At 72.2% G+C, this 16,174-nt stretch carries 14 protein-coding genes; 4 read left to right on the top strand and 10 right to left on the bottom strand.

Going from position 1 to position 16,174, the window contains the following annotated elements; genetic code table 11:
• Positions 1 to 114: 114 nt before the first annotated feature.
• Complete coding sequence (locus tag ACZ5VD_RS09425; protein ID WP_468681759.1) at positions 115 to 522, bottom strand: hypothetical protein; 408 nt, start codon at positions 520 to 522, stop codon at positions 115 to 117.
• A gap of 154 nt (positions 523 to 676) precedes the next feature.
• Here ACZ5VD_RS09425 and ACZ5VD_RS09420 point away from each other — a divergent pair, with 154 nt between their 5' ends.
• Complete coding sequence (locus ACZ5VD_RS09420) at positions 677 to 1,180, top strand: DUF6328 family protein (protein ID WP_468553595.1); 504 nt, start codon at positions 677 to 679, stop codon at positions 1,178 to 1,180.
• Positions 1,181 to 1,199: 19 nt separating this feature from the next.
• Here ACZ5VD_RS09420 and ACZ5VD_RS09415 read toward each other — a convergent pair whose 3' ends face one another.
• From ACZ5VD_RS09415 to ACZ5VD_RS09405, 3 genes are all read right to left on the bottom strand, one after another.
• Positions 1,200 to 1,625 carry an SsgA family sporulation/cell division regulator gene (locus ACZ5VD_RS09415; RefSeq protein WP_468553596.1) on the bottom strand — a complete coding sequence of 142 codons (426 nt, stop codon included), beginning with the start codon at positions 1,623 to 1,625 and terminating at the stop codon, positions 1,200 to 1,202.
• A gap of 62 nt (positions 1,626 to 1,687) precedes the next feature.
• Positions 1,688 to 2,719: a hypothetical protein gene (locus ACZ5VD_RS09410; RefSeq protein ID WP_468553597.1), complete on the bottom strand. Its 1,032-nt coding sequence runs from the start codon at positions 2,717 to 2,719 to the stop codon at positions 1,688 to 1,690.
• Between the two features lie 94 nt (positions 2,720 to 2,813).
• Positions 2,814 to 3,785 carry an LLM class F420-dependent oxidoreductase gene (locus tag ACZ5VD_RS09405; protein WP_468553598.1) on the bottom strand — a complete coding sequence of 324 codons (972 nt, stop codon included), beginning with the start codon at positions 3,783 to 3,785 and terminating at the stop codon, positions 2,814 to 2,816.
• Positions 3,786 to 3,872: 87 nt separating this feature from the next.
• On the opposite strand from ACZ5VD_RS09405, the gene ACZ5VD_RS09400 reads away from it, so the two are divergent.
• A complete protein-coding gene (locus tag ACZ5VD_RS09400; protein ID WP_468681757.1) occupies positions 3,873 to 5,318 on the top strand; it encodes a serine hydrolase domain-containing protein in 1,446 nt (481 codons plus the stop codon).
• A 31-nt stretch (positions 5,319 to 5,349) separates the two neighbouring features.
• Here the strand turns inward: ACZ5VD_RS09400 and ACZ5VD_RS09395 are convergent, their stop codons facing one another.
• The 6 genes from ACZ5VD_RS09395 to ACZ5VD_RS09370 form a co-directional block, all read right to left on the bottom strand.
• On the bottom strand, positions 5,350 to 6,978 hold the full coding sequence (locus tag ACZ5VD_RS09395; RefSeq protein ID WP_468681754.1) for a serine/threonine protein kinase: 1,629 nt from the start codon (positions 6,976 to 6,978) through the stop codon (positions 5,350 to 5,352).
• 172 nt (positions 6,979 to 7,150) lie between these two features.
• Positions 7,151 to 8,176 (bottom strand): polyprenyl synthetase family protein, encoded by a 1,026-nt coding sequence (locus ACZ5VD_RS09390; RefSeq protein WP_468553601.1) that lies wholly within the window; start codon positions 8,174 to 8,176, stop codon positions 7,151 to 7,153.
• Positions 8,173 to 9,213, bottom strand: a complete 1,041-nt coding sequence (locus ACZ5VD_RS09385; protein WP_468553602.1) for a tetratricopeptide repeat protein — start codon at positions 9,211 to 9,213, stop codon at positions 8,173 to 8,175. Before ACZ5VD_RS09385 ends, ACZ5VD_RS09390 begins: the two co-directional genes overlap by 4 nt.
• A gap of 202 nt (positions 9,214 to 9,415) precedes the next feature.
• On the bottom strand, positions 9,416 to 10,093 hold the full coding sequence (locus ACZ5VD_RS09380; protein WP_468553603.1) for an AIM24 family protein: 678 nt from the start codon (positions 10,091 to 10,093) through the stop codon (positions 9,416 to 9,418).
• A gap of 38 nt (positions 10,094 to 10,131) precedes the next feature.
• Positions 10,132 to 11,532, bottom strand: coding sequence for a CAP domain-containing protein (locus ACZ5VD_RS09375; RefSeq protein ID WP_468681752.1), 1,401 nt, complete (start codon positions 11,530 to 11,532; stop codon positions 10,132 to 10,134).
• A gap of 182 nt (positions 11,533 to 11,714) precedes the next feature.
• Entirely contained in the window at positions 11,715 to 12,962 is a 1,248-nt protein-coding gene (locus ACZ5VD_RS09370) for a serine hydrolase domain-containing protein (protein ID WP_468681750.1), read from the bottom strand.
• A 162-nt stretch (positions 12,963 to 13,124) separates the two neighbouring features.
• Between ACZ5VD_RS09370 and ACZ5VD_RS09365 the strand changes: the two genes are divergently transcribed.
• Positions 13,125 to 14,297 carry an ROK family transcriptional regulator gene (locus ACZ5VD_RS09365; protein WP_468681748.1) on the top strand — a complete coding sequence of 391 codons (1,173 nt, stop codon included), beginning with the start codon at positions 13,125 to 13,127 and terminating at the stop codon, positions 14,295 to 14,297.
• A 64-nt stretch (positions 14,298 to 14,361) separates the two neighbouring features.
• Positions 14,362 to 16,158, top strand: a complete 1,797-nt coding sequence (locus ACZ5VD_RS09360) for an alpha-galactosidase D (protein WP_468681746.1) — start codon at positions 14,362 to 14,364, stop codon at positions 16,156 to 16,158.
• Positions 16,159 to 16,174: the final 16 nt, after the last annotated feature.

Raw genomic sequence — 16,174 nt, 5'->3', positions numbered from 1 at the left:
GGTGCACCGTGTGCTCCCGGGCCGCCGATGCTCCCGGCCGTCCATGCTCCGTGGTCCGTGTAACCGTCCGGTGATCGCCCAAACAGCCGCCTGCCGGTCAGTCGCGGCCCGTCCTCAGAGGCGGCCGCCGGTCAGCCGGGTGACCGGCCCGTACGTGTGGCGCTCCACCCGGCGGCCCGCCGCGAACGACGCCGCTCCCAGCACGGTCAGGCCCGCCCCGACGCCCGCGGCGACGAGCTTGCGCTGACCGATCGCCGTCCACGCCGTCTTCGCGCCGGCCGCGACCTGGCCCGAGGCCGAGACGATCGCCTGACGGCTCACCTCGACGCTCCTGGCCGCCGTGTGCGCTGCGGTGCCCGTCGCGTCGGCGGTCCGCTGTGCGGCGGTGCCCGTCGCGTCGGCCGCCCGCTGCGCGCCGTCCTTCGCGGCTGACGCCGCCTCGTCGGTCTTCGTGGCCGCGGCCTCCGCGATCCGGGTCTCCGGGGCCGTTGTCTTGGTCATGTCCTCGTTCGCATCAGTCATGGGGTCCGGTTTGCCCATCGGCTCCGTCGCAAACACGTTCCGTCACGTCCCTTTCCCGCCGCTGTCACGACCGGTCAGAAACGACGAAAAGAGGGAACCCGATGCCCCAGGGACGACGCGAGGTCGGACCGTTGAGGGAGGAAGCTTGTCAGTCATGGGCAGCGCAGCGGACCGGGACAAGGCGGACCCGGACAAGGTGGGGCGCGACGAGACCGAGGAGGAGAGAGCCGACCGCAAGTGGGTTGAACTGATCCAGGAGGTCAGGGTCGCCCAGACGGGCGTGCAGATCCTCTTCGGCTTCCTGCTCACTGTCGTGTTCACGCCGAAGTACGGCAACCTGGCGGACACGGACAAGGCGATCTACCTGGTGACGGTCGTCCTGGGAGCCGCCGCCACCGGCGCGCTGATCGGACCGGTGTCCCTGCACCGCCTGGTGTCGGGACGCAAGGTCAAGTCGCACGCGGTCGTGTGGGCCTCCCGGCTGACCTTCGTCGGCCTGGTACTGCTCCTCGCGACCATGACGTCCGCGCTGCTGCTCGTCCTGCGGGTCGCGACCCATGACGGCTACGTGCCCTGGCTGGTCGCCGGAGTGGTCACCTGGTACCTGCTGTGCTGGTACGTCATACCCCTGGTGATCCGGCACCGTCACGCCGACTGACCTCGCCCGGCCGGCGGCGTCAGCCGCCGGCGATGACCTCTTGGAGGAAGTCGTCGATCCGGACCTCCTCCCGCCCCGGCGCCACGACCTCGCGGGTCTCCCGCAGGAAGGTCATGACCGCCGGGGCCCAGGCGAAGACCACCGCGCGCTGCCGGCCGCCGTCGGGCCGGGCGTCACCGAGGAACTCGATGCGCAGTTCCTCCCACACCCCGGTCGAGACGGGGCCCATGCGAACGTCACCCACCCCGACCGGGCGGCGCAGACCGTCGCCCAGCATCTCCCGGTCCAGCCGCCACCGTGCCAGCACCCGGCCGTCATGGCTGAACACCGCGGTGACGGCGAACGGGTCCGCCGCGTCGTAGCTCAGGTGGGCGAGCACCGGGAAGCGCTCCGTCGACCCCGCCTGGAGTTGTACGACGAGGGACTTGTGCACGAGGGAGTTCACGAGAGGGCCTCCGGAAAGAACAGTCGTAGTGCCCTCTAGTACCCCCGTCATGCACAAGATGCTCAGCCCTCCGGGTGAATTCCGCGTGCGCCGCGCAGCGCCGTGATGCACGTGGAGATGGCGTTCTGCAGATCCTCCAGGCGCTGGACCATGTCGTCCTCGTAGAAGTCCTGGGCGTCGTCGAAGGTGAGTTCCTCGAACACCTTCGTGGCCCGCTGCAGACTGCTGTAGAACTTCGTCCGGCGTTCCTGGACGCGCAGTTCGGGATCGGCCTCCACGGCCTCCACGACGAGCGACTTCATGGTGTCGTACGCCTCCGTCGCCCACTCGCCGGTGTCCTCGTCCTCCTCCAGCTCGTCGAGGAGGGACAGGTGCCGCTCGGCCTCCTGGCGGAGATCGACGGGAGCGTCGATCGTCTGCCCGGCGGGGGTCTTGACCTGGCCGGACTCGGCGATCTGGCGCACATAGCCGATCCGGTCGGCCGCCCGGCTCTCGGTGGCGACGGCCTTCTTCAGGTCGTCGGTGCGTACGACGTCCCGCGCCAGCTCCGCCTGGAGCTCCGGGTCCTCCTTCAGCCGGTCCAGGAGGGCGCTGCGGGCCGCGCGGGCGGTGGAGGGGTCGGCGAGGATCGCGGCGCGCAGCGCGGTCGGGTTCTCGGCGACCTCCAGCGCCTTGGTCGGGCGGATGCCCTCCGCCTCGGCGGCCTCCGTGATGGCGGTGCCGCGCTCCGACGTCGCGCTGTTGCGGGAGACGTAGTAGGCGAGCCACACCTCGGCGTCCGGCAGCTCCACCTCCTGGCCCGGCGCCAGCGCCTCGAAGTGCGGCACGAGACCGTCGTCGGCGGCCCGGTCCCACGCCTTGTAGTAGCGCATCACGCGCTCGGGCGAGCAGCCCGCCAGCTCGGCGAACTCCTTCGCCGACACCTTCGGTGTCTCGTCCGCGCCCTGGCCGCCGGGCCGCACGCTGCGCGCCACCATCAGGCCGAAGGTCCACCCTCCGGTCCGCGCGTAGACGCCGAACTCGCGGGCGTCCCGCGCCACGAGGTCGGACAGGGGCACGGGGGACGTCTCGGAGGGGACGATCGCAAGGGTCACGGGTGATTCTCCTGGTCAGGCCGGTCGGACCGCACAAGGTGCGGCTCGGAAGCCTATGGCACCCGCGCGCGTCACCTCGGCAGCCCGGGCCCGGTCAGTCGAACGCGTCGTGCAGCGCCGGCAGCAGGGTCTTCTCGGCCCAGTCGAGATACGCCGGCTGTGAGTCCCCGCCGATCTGCACCAGCGCGATCTCGGTGAAGCCGGCCTCCGCGTACGGGCGTACCGCCTCGACGAAGTCCTCCGGGTCGTCGCCGCACGGGATCGAGTCGGCGACATCGTCGGGTGTGACGAACTGGGTGGCCGCGTCGAAGGAGTCGGGGTGGGGCAGCTCGGAGTTGACCTTCCAGCCGCTGCCGAACCAGCGGAACTGCGCGTGGGCACGCCGGACGGCGGCGTCCCGGTCCGGGTCGTGGCAGACCGGCAGCTGACCGACGCGCGGCTTGCCCGCGCCGCCGTGCCGGTCGAAGGCGTCGAGGAGTTCCGCCTTGGGCTCGGTGGCGATGACCAGGTCGGCCAGCCGGCCCGCGAGGGAGCAGGACCGTTCGCCGGAGACGGCGATGCCGATGGGCGGCGGCTCGTCCGGCAGGTCCCACAACCGGGCCGACTCGACGTCGAAGTGCGTGCCGCGGTGGTTCACATGGCCGCCCTCGAAGAGTGCCCGGATGATCTCCACGGCCTCTTCCAGCATCTCGTGCCGGACGTCGACGGACGGCCAACCGCCGCCCACCACGTGTTCGTTGAGGTTCTCGCCCGAGCCGAGACCCAGCCGGAACCGACCCTCCGCCAGCAGCTGCATCGTCGCGGCCTTCTGCGCCACGACCGCCGGGTGATAGCGGACGGTGGGACACGTGACGTACGTCATCAGCGGGATGCGCGAGGTGGCCTGGGCGGCGGCGCCCAGCACACTCCACGCGTACGGGGAGTGCCCCTGCGCGCGCAGCCAGGGGAAGTAGTGGTCCGAGGTCACCGAGAAGTCGTAGCCCGCCGCCTCGGCCCGGACCACATGGTCGACGAGCTCACGGGGGCCAGCCTGTTCGGTCATCATCGTGTATCCGATTTGCACCATAAGGGGCGGGTCCCCGTTCGGCGGCGGGGAAAACGGGCCGATCGTGGCCCTCTGGATCACGGCGGGGCCGCGCGAGAGGATGCCCGTATGACTACCGGCCGTCCTCCCCTGCGTTCCCTGCCCACGAGCACCCCCGCCGCACAGGGCGTCGACGCGTCGGGTGTCCAGGCCTTCCTGGACGCCGTCGAGGCCGCGCCGGGCATCGAGCCGCACGGGCTGGTGATCCTGCGGCACGACCACGTGGTGGCGTCCGGCTGGTGGGCGCCGTACACCCCGGACCGTCTCCATCTCCTCTACTCCCTGAGCAAGAGCTTCACCTCGACGGCCGCGGGGTTCGCCCTCGCCGAGGGACTCATCGGGCTGGACGATCCGGTGCTCTCGTACTTCCCGGAGTTCGAGGCCGACATCACCGACCCGCGCAGCCGCGCGATGCTCGTGCGGCATGTGGCGTCCATGGCCAGCGGCCACGAGGACGAGACCCTGGAGCGGGCCCGCGCACTGGACCCGGACGAGCTGGTCCGCGGCTTTCTGCTGCTGCCGCCGGACCGGGATCCGGGGACCGTGTTCGCGTACAACCAGCCGGCCACGTACACGCTCGGCGCGATTCTCCAGCGGGTGACCGGCCAGTCGCTGAGCGCGTATCTGCGGCCCCGGCTGCTGGATCCGCTGGGCATCGGCGAGGTGGCGTGGACCAGGGACCGGGCGGGCCGCGAGCTGGGATTCAGCGGCCTGCACGCCACCACCGAGGCCATCGCCCGGTTCGGGCTGCTGTACCTGCGCGACGGGGTGTGGGAGGGCGGACGGCTGCTGCCCGAGGGCTGGGCGGCCGAGGCGACCCGCGTGCACATCGAGACCACCGACACGAACACGGCGGACTGGCGGCGGGGCTACGGCTTCCAGTTCTGGCGCTCCCGGCACGGCTACCGCGGCGACGGGGCGTACGGGCAGTACTGCCTGGTGCTGCCCGAGCACGACATGGTGGTCGCGATGACCTCGGCGAGCGAGGACATGCAGAAGGTGCTGGATCTGGCCTGGGAGCATCTGCCGGCCGCCTGCGGGTCCGGACCGCTGGCCGGCCGGGAGGCGGCGGACACGGCCCTGGCCGAGCGGCTGGCCCGGCTGACGCTGCCGCACGCCCCGGGCAAGCCGGCGCCACCGGAGCGGGCGGAGGCCTGGTCGGGTGCCGTATTCGTCCAGGACGACGCCGAGGGCGGGGCGCTGCGTGCCGGGAGCACCGTCGAGGTCGCGTCGGCGGGGGAGGGCTGGCGTCTGACGCTCGTCGAGGACGGCGATCGGCTGGATCTGCCGCTCGGGAACGGCGGTTGGACGGTCGAGGAGGGGGCGGTCCCGGTCGCCGTCAGCGGGGGCTGGACCGACGCGGACACCCTGGTCGCCGACGTGGTCTTCCTGGAGACCCCGCACCGCCTGGTGGTGAGGTGCTCGCTCCCGGACCGGACCTGCACGGCCCGTTGGCGTACGGAGCCCCTGCACGGACGGCGGCTCCGGTCGATGCGGGCGCCGAGTTCAGGATGAGGGCGCCGAGTTCAGGATGAGGGCGCCGAGTTCACTCCGAGGGCTGCCGGAACGTCTCGAAGAACGTGTCCAGGGCCTCCTTGTTCGCGGTGTCGTTCCAGTCCGCGGCCGGGGTCGTCCACCGCAGTGAGTAGCCACGCCCTTCGCCGATGAGGAAGCCGCGGCCGAACGTGCGCACGCGGGTCCCCTCGGAGTCGTCGATGAGCCACTCCATGTCGGCGGCCTTCTTCCCCCGGTACGTCGTCGCGCGGATCTCACCGATCCGCCGGAAGTCTCCGGAGGAGCTCTTGAGGCCCGGCTCGACGTCGTCACGCCAGACCGCGACGGGGTCGTCGCCGACCCGCTCGCTGTAGGTGATGGCGAGCGTGCGCGGGTCGTCCTTCGCGCCGAGGGTCACCCGGTACGCGAGGTCGGACATACGCGTGGTGTTCAGCGCCTTCCAGCCCTTGGGAAGGGCCACGGAGAAGCCCTCGGGGGAGCGGTAGACGCGGAATCCGGCAGGCAGCCCGTCGCCCGGCGGGCTCGTCGACGGCGTCGAGGAGGGAGTGGCCGCCGGTGTGGTCGGCGCTGTGGGGCTCGGCGTGGCCTGCGGCGGGGAGGTCTGTCCTCCGGGGCGGCCACCCGGCGCGACGGCCGAGGCGGAGGGGGACGGAGTGGGCGCCGTGTCGCTCGCGGAGGTGTTGGTGCCGGGCAGCTGACGGGTCACGGCGAGGACGGAGACGGCGACCGCGACGACGGCCAGCGCCGTTCCCCCGACCATGGTGCGCCTGCTCCAGCCGGGGCCCGCCGCGTACCTCCCGCGCAGCCGCGGCCGGCCCGTCTCGCTCATGGCCGTGTCGGCGTCGTCCTTCAGGACGCGGACGAGCGCCTCGCGCACCACCGGGCGGGTCAGGCGTTCCCGGCTGTTCTTGCGCAGCAGTCCCTGGATGGTCGGGGCGAGCGGCCCGGCCCGCACCGGCGTCCGCAGGGGCAGCCGGTCCACGCCCTTCAGGGTCGCCTCGGGCCGGTCCCGGTCACGGTAGGGCGGACGGCCCTCGACCATCATGTAGAGGATCGCGCCCAGGGCCCACAGGTCGGCGGCCGGCCCGATGCGTTCGTCGCGGGCCTGCTCGGGGGAGGCGTACGACGGCACCGTGATCCGGGGTGCGAGGGTGGCGCCGGCCAGGCCGAAACCGGTGACGACGACCGAGCCCCCCTCCCGTACGAACACCTGTCCCGGACTGAGTTCACCGTGCGTGATGCCCTCGCCGTGCGCGGCCTCCAGTATGTCGAGCAGCTGCAGGCCGATCCGTGCCGCCCGTACATAGGTGAACGTGCCCTGCCTGCCGACGAGTTCACCGAGGGGGATGCCGTCGATGCAGTCGGTGACCGTCCACAGCGTGTCGTCCTCCACCCCGGCGTCGACGACCGGCGCGACCCGGCCGGGGGAGAGCATGCCCATGGTCTCCGACATACGGATGACCCGAGCGGTGGCCCGCAGGACGCTCTCCCCGTCCGGGTCGGACGGCAGCCCGATCTGGGTGAGCAGGCAGGGCCGTTCCGCCTGGGTGTCCTCGCCGTACCAGCAGATGCGGTTCGTCTCGCGGTGGAGGACCTCCAGGAGCCGGTACCGTCCGGCAACCAACTCGTGTGTGGTGACGTGCGCCTTGACCATGGTCATCCCTCGCTGAACCCCTGGCTCTCACCTTTCCCAGAGGTACGGCGCTTGCGGCGGTAAGTGTTCAACGAATTCCCGACTGAACCACGTCTCTTTTCTTTTGTTCATCCGCTGTACGACTGGTCAGTAAGAACTGCCCTGTGAATGACCGGAGTTGCGCGGAGCAGCCGTTTTCTCAGACTTCGCGCCGCATCTGGTGGTCCAGCAGCGACCGCAGCTCGGCCGCGGCTCCCGCCGCCAGCGGCACGCCGGTGAGCGCCGTCTCCACGGCGGTGAGATGGCGGCGTGCCTCGGCCAGCGCCGCCGCCCGGCCGCCCGCCGCGTCGATCAGCGCGGCCGCCTCCGCGGGCTCCCCGGCGGATTCCAGGAGGGCGGCGAGCCGCCCGGCCACCGGGGTGGGCGCGTCGAGCGCCGCGAGCACCGGGAACGTCTTCTTGCCCTCCCGCAGATCGCCGTGGACGGGCTTGCCGGTGACCGCCGGGTCGCCCCAGATCCCCAGCATGTCGTCGACCGTCTGGAACGCGATCCCGAGATGCCGTCCGGCGCGGTCGAGGGCGGCGACCGTGGCCGGCGGCGCTCCGCCGAGCAGGGCGCCCAGCGCGGCGGCGCAGCCCAGCAGCGCGCCGGTCTTGTGCTCGGCCATCGTGCGGTACTCACCGGGCCGGACCCGGCCCGGCCCGGTCCACGGACGGTGGGCGAAGAGCAGGTCGTCGGCCTGTCCGTGCACCAGGTCGCCCAGCGCGGCGGACAGCAGGCGCAGGGCGCCGGGGCCCGTCGCGGTCGCGGCGAGCGTCTCGACGGCCAGCGCGAACAGGCCGTCGCCCGCGAGGACCGCCGGGCCGGTGCCGTACGCCTTCCACACGGCCGGGCGGCGGCGCCGGTCCGCGTCGCCGTCCATGATGTCGTCGTGCAGCAGGGAGAAGGTGTGCACCAGCTCCACCGCGACCGCCGCGGGCACCCCGGCCTCTCCGGGGGCACCGGCCGCCTCCGCGCCCAGCACCGCGAGGGCCTGCCGCAGTCCCTTGCCGCCGGACGCGACGGCGGGCGTGCCACCGACCTCGCACCAGCCGAAGGAGTACGCGGCCATCTCGCCGACCCACGGATGCATCCGCCCCACGGCCTCCCGCAGCGCGGGCCGCACCAGCGCGCGGCAACGGTCGAGGACTTCGGGCGCGGCGATCGCCGACGTCAGAGTCGTCACCGTACGACCTCCGCCCGCAGCCCGAACTCCTCCTGGGCCCGCGCCACCATGGCCCGGGCGTGGCGCAGGCCGATCCGCTCCAACACGCCGGCCAGGTCGGACAGTTCGGCGGCCGTCTCGGACGGATCGCGGCCCAGACGCGCCAGTGCCTTCGCCAGGCCGAGGCGGGCCAGCGCCTCGCCGCGTGGCTCGCTCATCTCACGGAACTCCGCCAGCGCCTGTTCGTACATGTCCCGGGCCTCGGCGTAGCGCCCGGCACGGTAGAAGACGTTGCCGCGCATCTTGTGGTTGTACGCCAGCGCGCTGGACAGCTTCATCGCCCGGCAGGTCGTCTCCGCCTCGGACAGCAGGGAGAGCGCCCGCCCGGTGTCGCCGTCGCGCACCGAGACGACGTCGGCGAGCCCGCGCAGCGCCCAGGCGTGTCCGCGCCGGTCCTCGGCGCGGGCGGCGATACCGGCCGCCTCCTCGAACATCTCGTACGCCGTGTCGTAGGAGCCCGTGTTGCGGTGCATCTGCGCTATGCCCTCCAGCGCCCACACCGTGTGCCGCGCCTCGCCGCGGCGGCGGGCCTCGGCGAGGAGCTGTTCGTGCAGCCGGCCCACGGCCTCGTAGTCACCCTGGATACGGCCGGTCTCGGCCAGGCCGGCCAAGGAGTAGCCGCGGACGACGACATCGCCGCCGCGGTCGCCCAGTTCGGCCGCGAGTTCCAGCAGCCGCCGGGCCAGTGCGAGGGAGCCGCGCTGCCGGGCCAGGGTGCCGCCGCTCCACAGGGCCCAGGCCATCGCCGCGGTGTCCCCGGCCGCGCGGGCCGCACGGTAACTCGCCTTCCAGGCCCGGTCCGCCTCCCCGATCCGGCCCAGCCTGCGGTGCGCCTCGGCGACCGCGAGTCCGGAACGTGCCGCCTCCCCGTGCTGCCCGGCCCGCTCGGCGGCCCTCAACTGCTCGGTGCCGGCGGCCAGGACGTCGGTGAGCGAGGAGTTCACGGACAGGGTCGTGAGGGCGCCCTGGTACTCGGGGGCGAATGCCTTGCCGTACATGCATGCCTTTCGTCCATATGCACACGATCTCTACACGGCATCTATGCATGACGTGTATACGCTGCGTGTATAGCGCGTCGAAAACCAGCCCCGGCCCAAAGGTCGGGGCGTGGTCTGTTGCCGATCAAGACGTTGACGGAGGCGAACGGGTTGCTCGTGAGGCGCAGATCACTTCAAGAGGCTCGGTGACCGCTGCACGGGCTCAGTGCTGCTGGGTCTTCTGAGGCGTCGCCTCGCTCGGCCGCACCACGACAAAGCCCTCGCCCTGGAGCATCAACTGCACGGCCTCGCCGGACCCGCCGCGCAGCATCGACCCGATGGACTGCGAACGGTGCAGCGAGGTGTTGAGCCCCGCCGTCCAGCCGACCACCGCGTCCGTGTCGACGTACACCGGGTACTGCGGCCCGACCGGAATGACCAGCGGAGTGCCGTCGCACACCAGGCCCAGCTTGCCGTGCCCGGTGAACACGCTGTTGAACAGGCCGGCACCGGTCATGCCGGCGCCCTTCATGGTGGCGATGCGGTACGTCAACGAGGCGTCGAAACACAGGACGTTGCGGCCGTTGACGGTGAACTCGTCGCCGGGGTCGATCTCGACGACGAAACAGTTCTGTGCCTCGTGCGCGAACCAGGCCTCCCCCTGCCCGCGCACCGCCATGAGGGGCAGCCCCTCCCCGGTGACCGCGCGCTTGAGCATGCCGCCCACGCCCTGGCCCTTGCGTTCGAACTGGAGATTGCCGCGGTAGGCGACCATCGCCCCCTGCCGGGCGAGCATCTCGTCGTGCACCGTGTACCGGATGCACTTGGAGTTCTCGACCGTCATGCCCGGCGCGGTGGCCGGCTGGACCATGTGCTCACTGGAAAAGAGGTCACCCTTCATGCGGGCATCCTTTCCCGGAGGAAGGCGTTCCGCCAAGATCAGGCGCCGAAGAGCTGTGTCCAGTAGGTGCCCGACGGGCCGCCGCCCGCGAATCCGACGCCGAGGTGGGTGAAGGACGGCTTGAGGATGTTGGCGCGGTGCCCCGGGCTGTTCATCCAGCCCTCCACGACCTCGGTGGGGGAGCGCTGGCCGCAGGCGATGTTCTCGCCGATGGAGCGCCGGGTGGAGCCCGCGGCGGCGGCCCGGTCCCAGGGCTGGGTGCCCTCGGGGGAGGTGTGGGAGTAGAAGGCGCGGGCCGCCATGTCGGTGCTGTACGCCTGTGCCGCGGTGCCGAGCAGCGGATCCACCGCGAGCGGCGCCAGCCCCGCGCGGGCCCGCTCCCGGTTGGTCAGCTCGACGACCTCGGCCTGCGCCCGCGCCAGCTCGGCGGGCGTGAGCGGCCTCGCCCAGAGCGCGGTCCAGTAGGTGTCGCCCGAGCGGGAGTCGGTGACATACCCGAGGCCCGCGTGGGTGAAGGCCGGGTCGTGCAGCGTGCGCCGGGGCTGTTCGCTCCGCAGGCAGTACGCCACGAACTCGGCGGGTGTGCGCGGGCCGGAGACCAGGTGCTCGCCGACCGTCACGTACGTGTATCCGGCGGCGGTGACGCGCTGGTGCACGGAGACGCCGTCCGCGCCCTCGGCGCCGAGCCGCCCGGCCGAGGCCATCGCGGACGCGTGGGCGCCCGCCGCGTCGGTGAGACGGGCGTCGAGGGTGACCGGTGGCGAACCGGCGGCGGCCCGCGCCGAGTTGACCAGGCCGAGGAAGCCGCCGGGGTCGGGGGAGAGGGCGGCGGGGGTGGGCACGGGTGGGTGAGGTGCGGGGCGGGCGGGCGAGAAGGTACGCGGTGCCGAGGGGGCGATCGGTGAGGGAGCGTGCGATGCCTGCCGGGTCGCGGCGGAGACGGCGGTCGGCGCCGGTGTGTCGTCGGTGACGGCGACCCCGAAGTCGCGGGCCAGGCCCGCCAGGCCGTCGGCGTACCCCTGCCCCAGGGCGCGCAGCTTCCAGCCGTCGCCGTGGCGGTAGATCTCCGCGAGCAGCAGCACGGACTCCTGGCGCGGGCGCGGTGGTGCGAACCGGGCGAGGGGGAGGCCGCCCGGGCCGGTGACCTGGAGCGTGGGGGCGGGCAGCCGGCCCAGCGAAGTGGTGGTGTCCGAGGGGCTGACGACCACCGTGACCCGCCGGGCCCCGGCCCGCAGCCTCGCCGGGTCGACGGTCAGCGTGTCGCCGTCGAGGCGCGCGCCGGGAGCGGTCGGCTGGTTGTAGAAGACGAAGTCGCCGTCGCCCCGGACCTTGCCGCTCTCGTCCGTGATGAGCGCCGACACGTCGAAGGGGCCGGGAACCCGGACGGTCAAGGCACCGCCCGGGAGGGGCAGGTTGCCCCCGGGGATCAACTCGCTCATCGTGCCGCCCTGATGTCGTCGTCCGGTACCCCTGAGGGGTCGTCCGGACAACGTGCGTCACCGCGCGAGGGTTCCCCGCGCGCCCCGGTGTACCACCGGCCGCACAGTTCGTACCACCGGCCGCACGACGCCGTACTCGCCGAGCGCCCGACCGCCCGGCCGGTTCGCCCCGCCGACCTGGCTCATCGTCGGTCCAGGGTGATCCCCGGAGCCATGTCCTCGTGCCGCTCCACCGGTGCGACCGCACCGCGCGCCACCCCCGTCGCCTTCGTCCGCTTGCCGCAGAACGCCGACTCCAGGGTGCCCAGCATCGTGTTGAGGACCGTGCCGTTGTTGGAGGTGTTGGCGACCGCGCTGAGACTGCGCCGCCCGCTCTTCGAGGCGAAGGCGTACGTGTAGTAGCCCTGGACGGCGCCGGTGTGGCCGTACACCGACACTCCGCACGACAGAGTGCGGCGTCGCAGGCCGAGCCCGTAGGACTGGTTGCCGCCCGCCGGCACCCACCGCTGCATCTGCGCCAGTTGCGCGGCCGAGGTCAGCCGGCCGTCGAGCAGGGCGGTGAGGAAGGTGTTGAGGTCCCGGGTGCTGGAGATGAGCGCGCCGGCTCCCTGGGCCCAGGACGCCGTCTGCCGGGTGGCGTCGACCAGCGCGGCGCCCGGCTGGTCCGGGGTGAGATAGCCGCGGACGTGACGGCCGGGGATCTTCGTGCCCGGGTGGACGTAGAAGGTGTCGCGCAGCTTCAGCGGCTCGATGATCCGGTCCTGGTAGGCGGTCCGCACGGACCGGCCGGTCAACTTCTCGACCAGCATCCCCGCGATGACGAAGTTGGTGTTGGAGTACGAGTAGGCGGCGCCCGGCGTGCCGGTCCGCGGCCGGCGCAGCGACCGGTCGACCAACTGGCGGGGCGTGAAGACCTTGGTGCGGACCGCCTCGAACCCGGGGACCGTCCTGGCGAACATGTCGTTGGTGTAGTCGTAGAGCCCGCTGCGATGGCTGAGCACGTGCCGCACCGTGATCCGGCCGTCGGGCAACAGCCCCGGCAGGTAGCGGTTGACCGGCGCGTCGAGCTTGAGCTTCTTCTCGTCGACCAGTTGCAGCAGCACCGTCGCGGTGAAGACCTTGGTGACACTGCCGATGCGGAAGCGGTCGGCCTTGCCGATGGCCCGCCGGGTCTTCCGGTCGGCGACTCCCGCGCCGGCCAGCCGGACCGTGCCGCCGTCGTCGATCCGCGCCATCGCGCCGGGCGCGCCCTGCTTCAGTGCCGTGCGCAGGACCTCGCGCAGGCCGGTGAGGTCGGGTGCGGGCAGCGTGCCGACGCCGGTGGTCCCGGCGGCCGTCGATTCCCGGGGTGCGGCATGCGCGGGCACCGCCAGCAGTGACAGCAGAACCGTCCCCACCACCGTGCCCCTGCGCACCGTTGCTGATGCCATGCGCGTGCTCTCCTGTTTCTGTCGGTGCGTCATATCCGGGCAGTATTACTGCTTAATGCTCAAAAACCGGCCATTTCGCTCCGAGGGGTCGGGGGATCGTCGGTGGATCGAATCCTGCTTCTTTTATTGACGTCGGAAAAGAACCCCCCTAAGTTCCCGGCCATGCGCCTGACCCATCGCGCCGAGACGTTCCCCGTCAACACCCCGGCCGCCGCACAGATCTTCACCACCGTGCTGTCCCAAGGCCCCCTCACGCGCCTGGAGGTGGCCCGGCGGGCCGGTCTGTCGCCGGCCGCCGTCACCAAGGTGGTCCGGCCCCTGATCGAGGCCGGATACCTGGTGGAGGACGCCGACGAGGAGGCCCGCCCCGCACTCGGCCGGCCCGCGAACCTGGTGCGGGTCGACGGCGGTCGGGCGCTGTTCCTCGGGATCAAGGTGACCGGCGACGAGATCATCGGCGTGCTCACCGACCTGTGCTGCCGGATCCGCGCCGCCCGCCACCTGCCGCTGACGGACCGTGACCTCAAGGTGGTGCTGACCGCGACCGGCGACGTCGTCCAGGAGCTGCTGGCCGAGGCGGACGGCCTCGGCGCGGGCGTCCTGGGGCTCGGGATCGCCGTGTCCGGCGACGTCGACCGGGGCACAGGTGTCGTCCGCTACTCGCCCTTCCTGGAGTGGCGCGACGTCCCGCTCGCCGAACTCGCCGCCACCACCACGGGGTTGCCGGTCACCGTCGACAACGACGTCCGCGCGCTCACCGTGGCCGAGCAGTGGTTCGGCGCGGGCGCGGGCCTGTCCGACTTCGCCGTGGTGACCGTCGGCGCCGGCATCGGCTGCGGCCTCGTCGTGCACGGCCGGGTGGTCTCCGGAGCGCACGGTGTGGCCGGCGAGATCGGCCATGTGACCGTCGACCCGGCCGGCCCCCGATGCCACTGCGGCAACCGCGGCTGCGTGGAGGCCATCGCGGGGGACGCCGCGATCCTCCGGCGGATCCGCGAGAGCACGGGCGTCGACGTCACCGACACCGCGGAGGCCGTACGGCTCGCCCGGCAGGGCGTCCCCGGCGCCCGCGAGGCCTACGCGCGCGCCGGCGAGGCGATCGGCCGCGGCATCGCCACCGTGGCCAACCTGCTCGGCCCCGAGCGCGTGATCATCTCCGGCGAGGGCCTGGCCGCCCACGACCTGTTCGCCGAACAGATCCGCGACGCCTTCGCCGCGACCGCCTTCGGCTCCGCCGCGCAGTGCGACGTCCAAACCCGCCCGCTGCCCTTCGAGGAGTGGGCGCGCGGGGCCGCGGCCACCGCGATCCAGTCCTTCATCCGAGCCGACACCTAGAGCCTGATCCGCCGGACAGGCCCCGCCACACCCACCCGCAGAGCCGACCCGGGAGGTACGACCCATGCGGTCATCCTCGTACTCCGTCCTGCCCGCACGCGCCCTGAGAGCGACGGTCGTCCTGGCCCTCGCCGCGGGCCTCGCCACCACCGCCCCGGCCGCCCACGCCGCCGACTCCGCGCCCGCACTCGCCGCCAAGCCCTATATGGGCTGGTCGAGTTGGAGCATGCAGTCGTCCAAGTACCCCGGCCTCAACCCGGACGGCGACTACAGCTACCTGACCGAGGCGAACGTCCTCAAGCAGACGAACGCGCTCGCCGCCAAGCTCAAGAAGTACGGCTACGAGTACGTCAACATCGACGCCGGCTGGTGGATGGACAACGCCTGGAAGCCCGGGTTCGACCGGTACGGGCGCCAGCGGCCCGACCCGGTCCGCTTCCCCAGCGGCATGAAGGCCGTGGCCGACCGCATCCACGCCAAGGGCCTCAAGGCCGGCATCTACCTGCCCGTCGGCCTGCAGAAGGAGGCGTACAACGACGGGAAGACGCCCCTGTGGAACGCCGACGGCTGCACCACCGCCGACATCGTCCACGGCGACCTGCGCACCACCAACGGCTGGGACAGCGCCTACAAGATCGACTTCTCCCGCCCCTGCGCCCAGAAGTACATCGACTCCCAGGCGCGGCTGTTCGCCGACTGGGGCTACGACTTCCTCAAACTCGACGGCGTCGGCCCCGGATCCGGCAAGAGCGGCGACCAGTACGACAACGTTGCCGACGTGGCCGCCTGGCAGCGGGCCATCGCCGCCGCGGGCCGCCCGATCCACCTGGAGGTCTCCTGGTCCCTCGACATCGGCCGGGCCGCCGACTGGAAGAGGTACTCCCAGGGCTGGCGCATCGACACCGACGTCGAGTGCTACTGCAACACCCTTGTCAGCTGGGAGAACTCCGTCGACGACCGCTGGGACGACGCCCCGGCCTGGACCCGGCACGCCGGCCCGGGCGGCTGGAACGACCTCGACTCCCTCGACGTCGGCAACGGCGAGATGGACGGCCTGACCAAGGCCGAACGGCAGAGCTACGCCACCCTGTGGGCCATCGCCAAGTCCCCCCTCTACACCGGCGACGACCTCACCCGCCTCGACTCCTACGGGCTGTCCCTGCTGACCAACCGCGAGGTCATCGCGGCCAACCAGGGCGACACCCCGCCCGCGCGCCCCGTCACCGCCTCCGACCCCCAGCAGGTGTGGGCGGCGAAGAACCCCGACGGCACCTACACCGTCGCCCTGTTCAACCTCGCCGACAGGCCCGCCGCGGTCACAGCAGACTGGAGCACCCTCGGCTTCACCGGCAGGGCGGCCGTCCGCGACCTCTGGAACCACGAGAACCTCGGCCCGTACCGGAACAAGGTCACCCAGGCCCTGCCCGCCCACGGCTCACGGCTGTTCACCGTCACCCCGCACGGCAGCGCGCTCACCACGACCGCCTATGAGGCCGAGTCCCCGGCGAACACCCTGAGCGGCAACGCCACGCCCACCGACTGCGCGGCCTGCTCCGGCGGCAAGAAGGTCGGCAACCTCTACCTCGGCGGCAAGCTCCGCTTCAACGACGTCGTCGTCGCTCGGGCAGGCACCTACTGGATCAAGATCGCCTATGTGAGCGGTGATGCCCGCTCGGTCGACGTCTCCGCCAACACCGGCGCCACCACCCGCCACAAACTCCCCTCCACCGGCGACTGGGGAACCACCGGCACGGTCGGCGTGCCGGTCGGCCTGAAGGCGGGCAGCAACACGATCACCTTCGACAGCGGCACGGGATACGCCCCCGACCTCGACCGCATCGACGTCCCGAAGTCGTCCTGACCCCCTCCCAGGAGCC

This window comes from Streptomyces sp. NPDC032822 (genome assembly GCF_055578825.1).
This window is presented reverse-complemented; position numbering and strand designations above follow the sequence as displayed.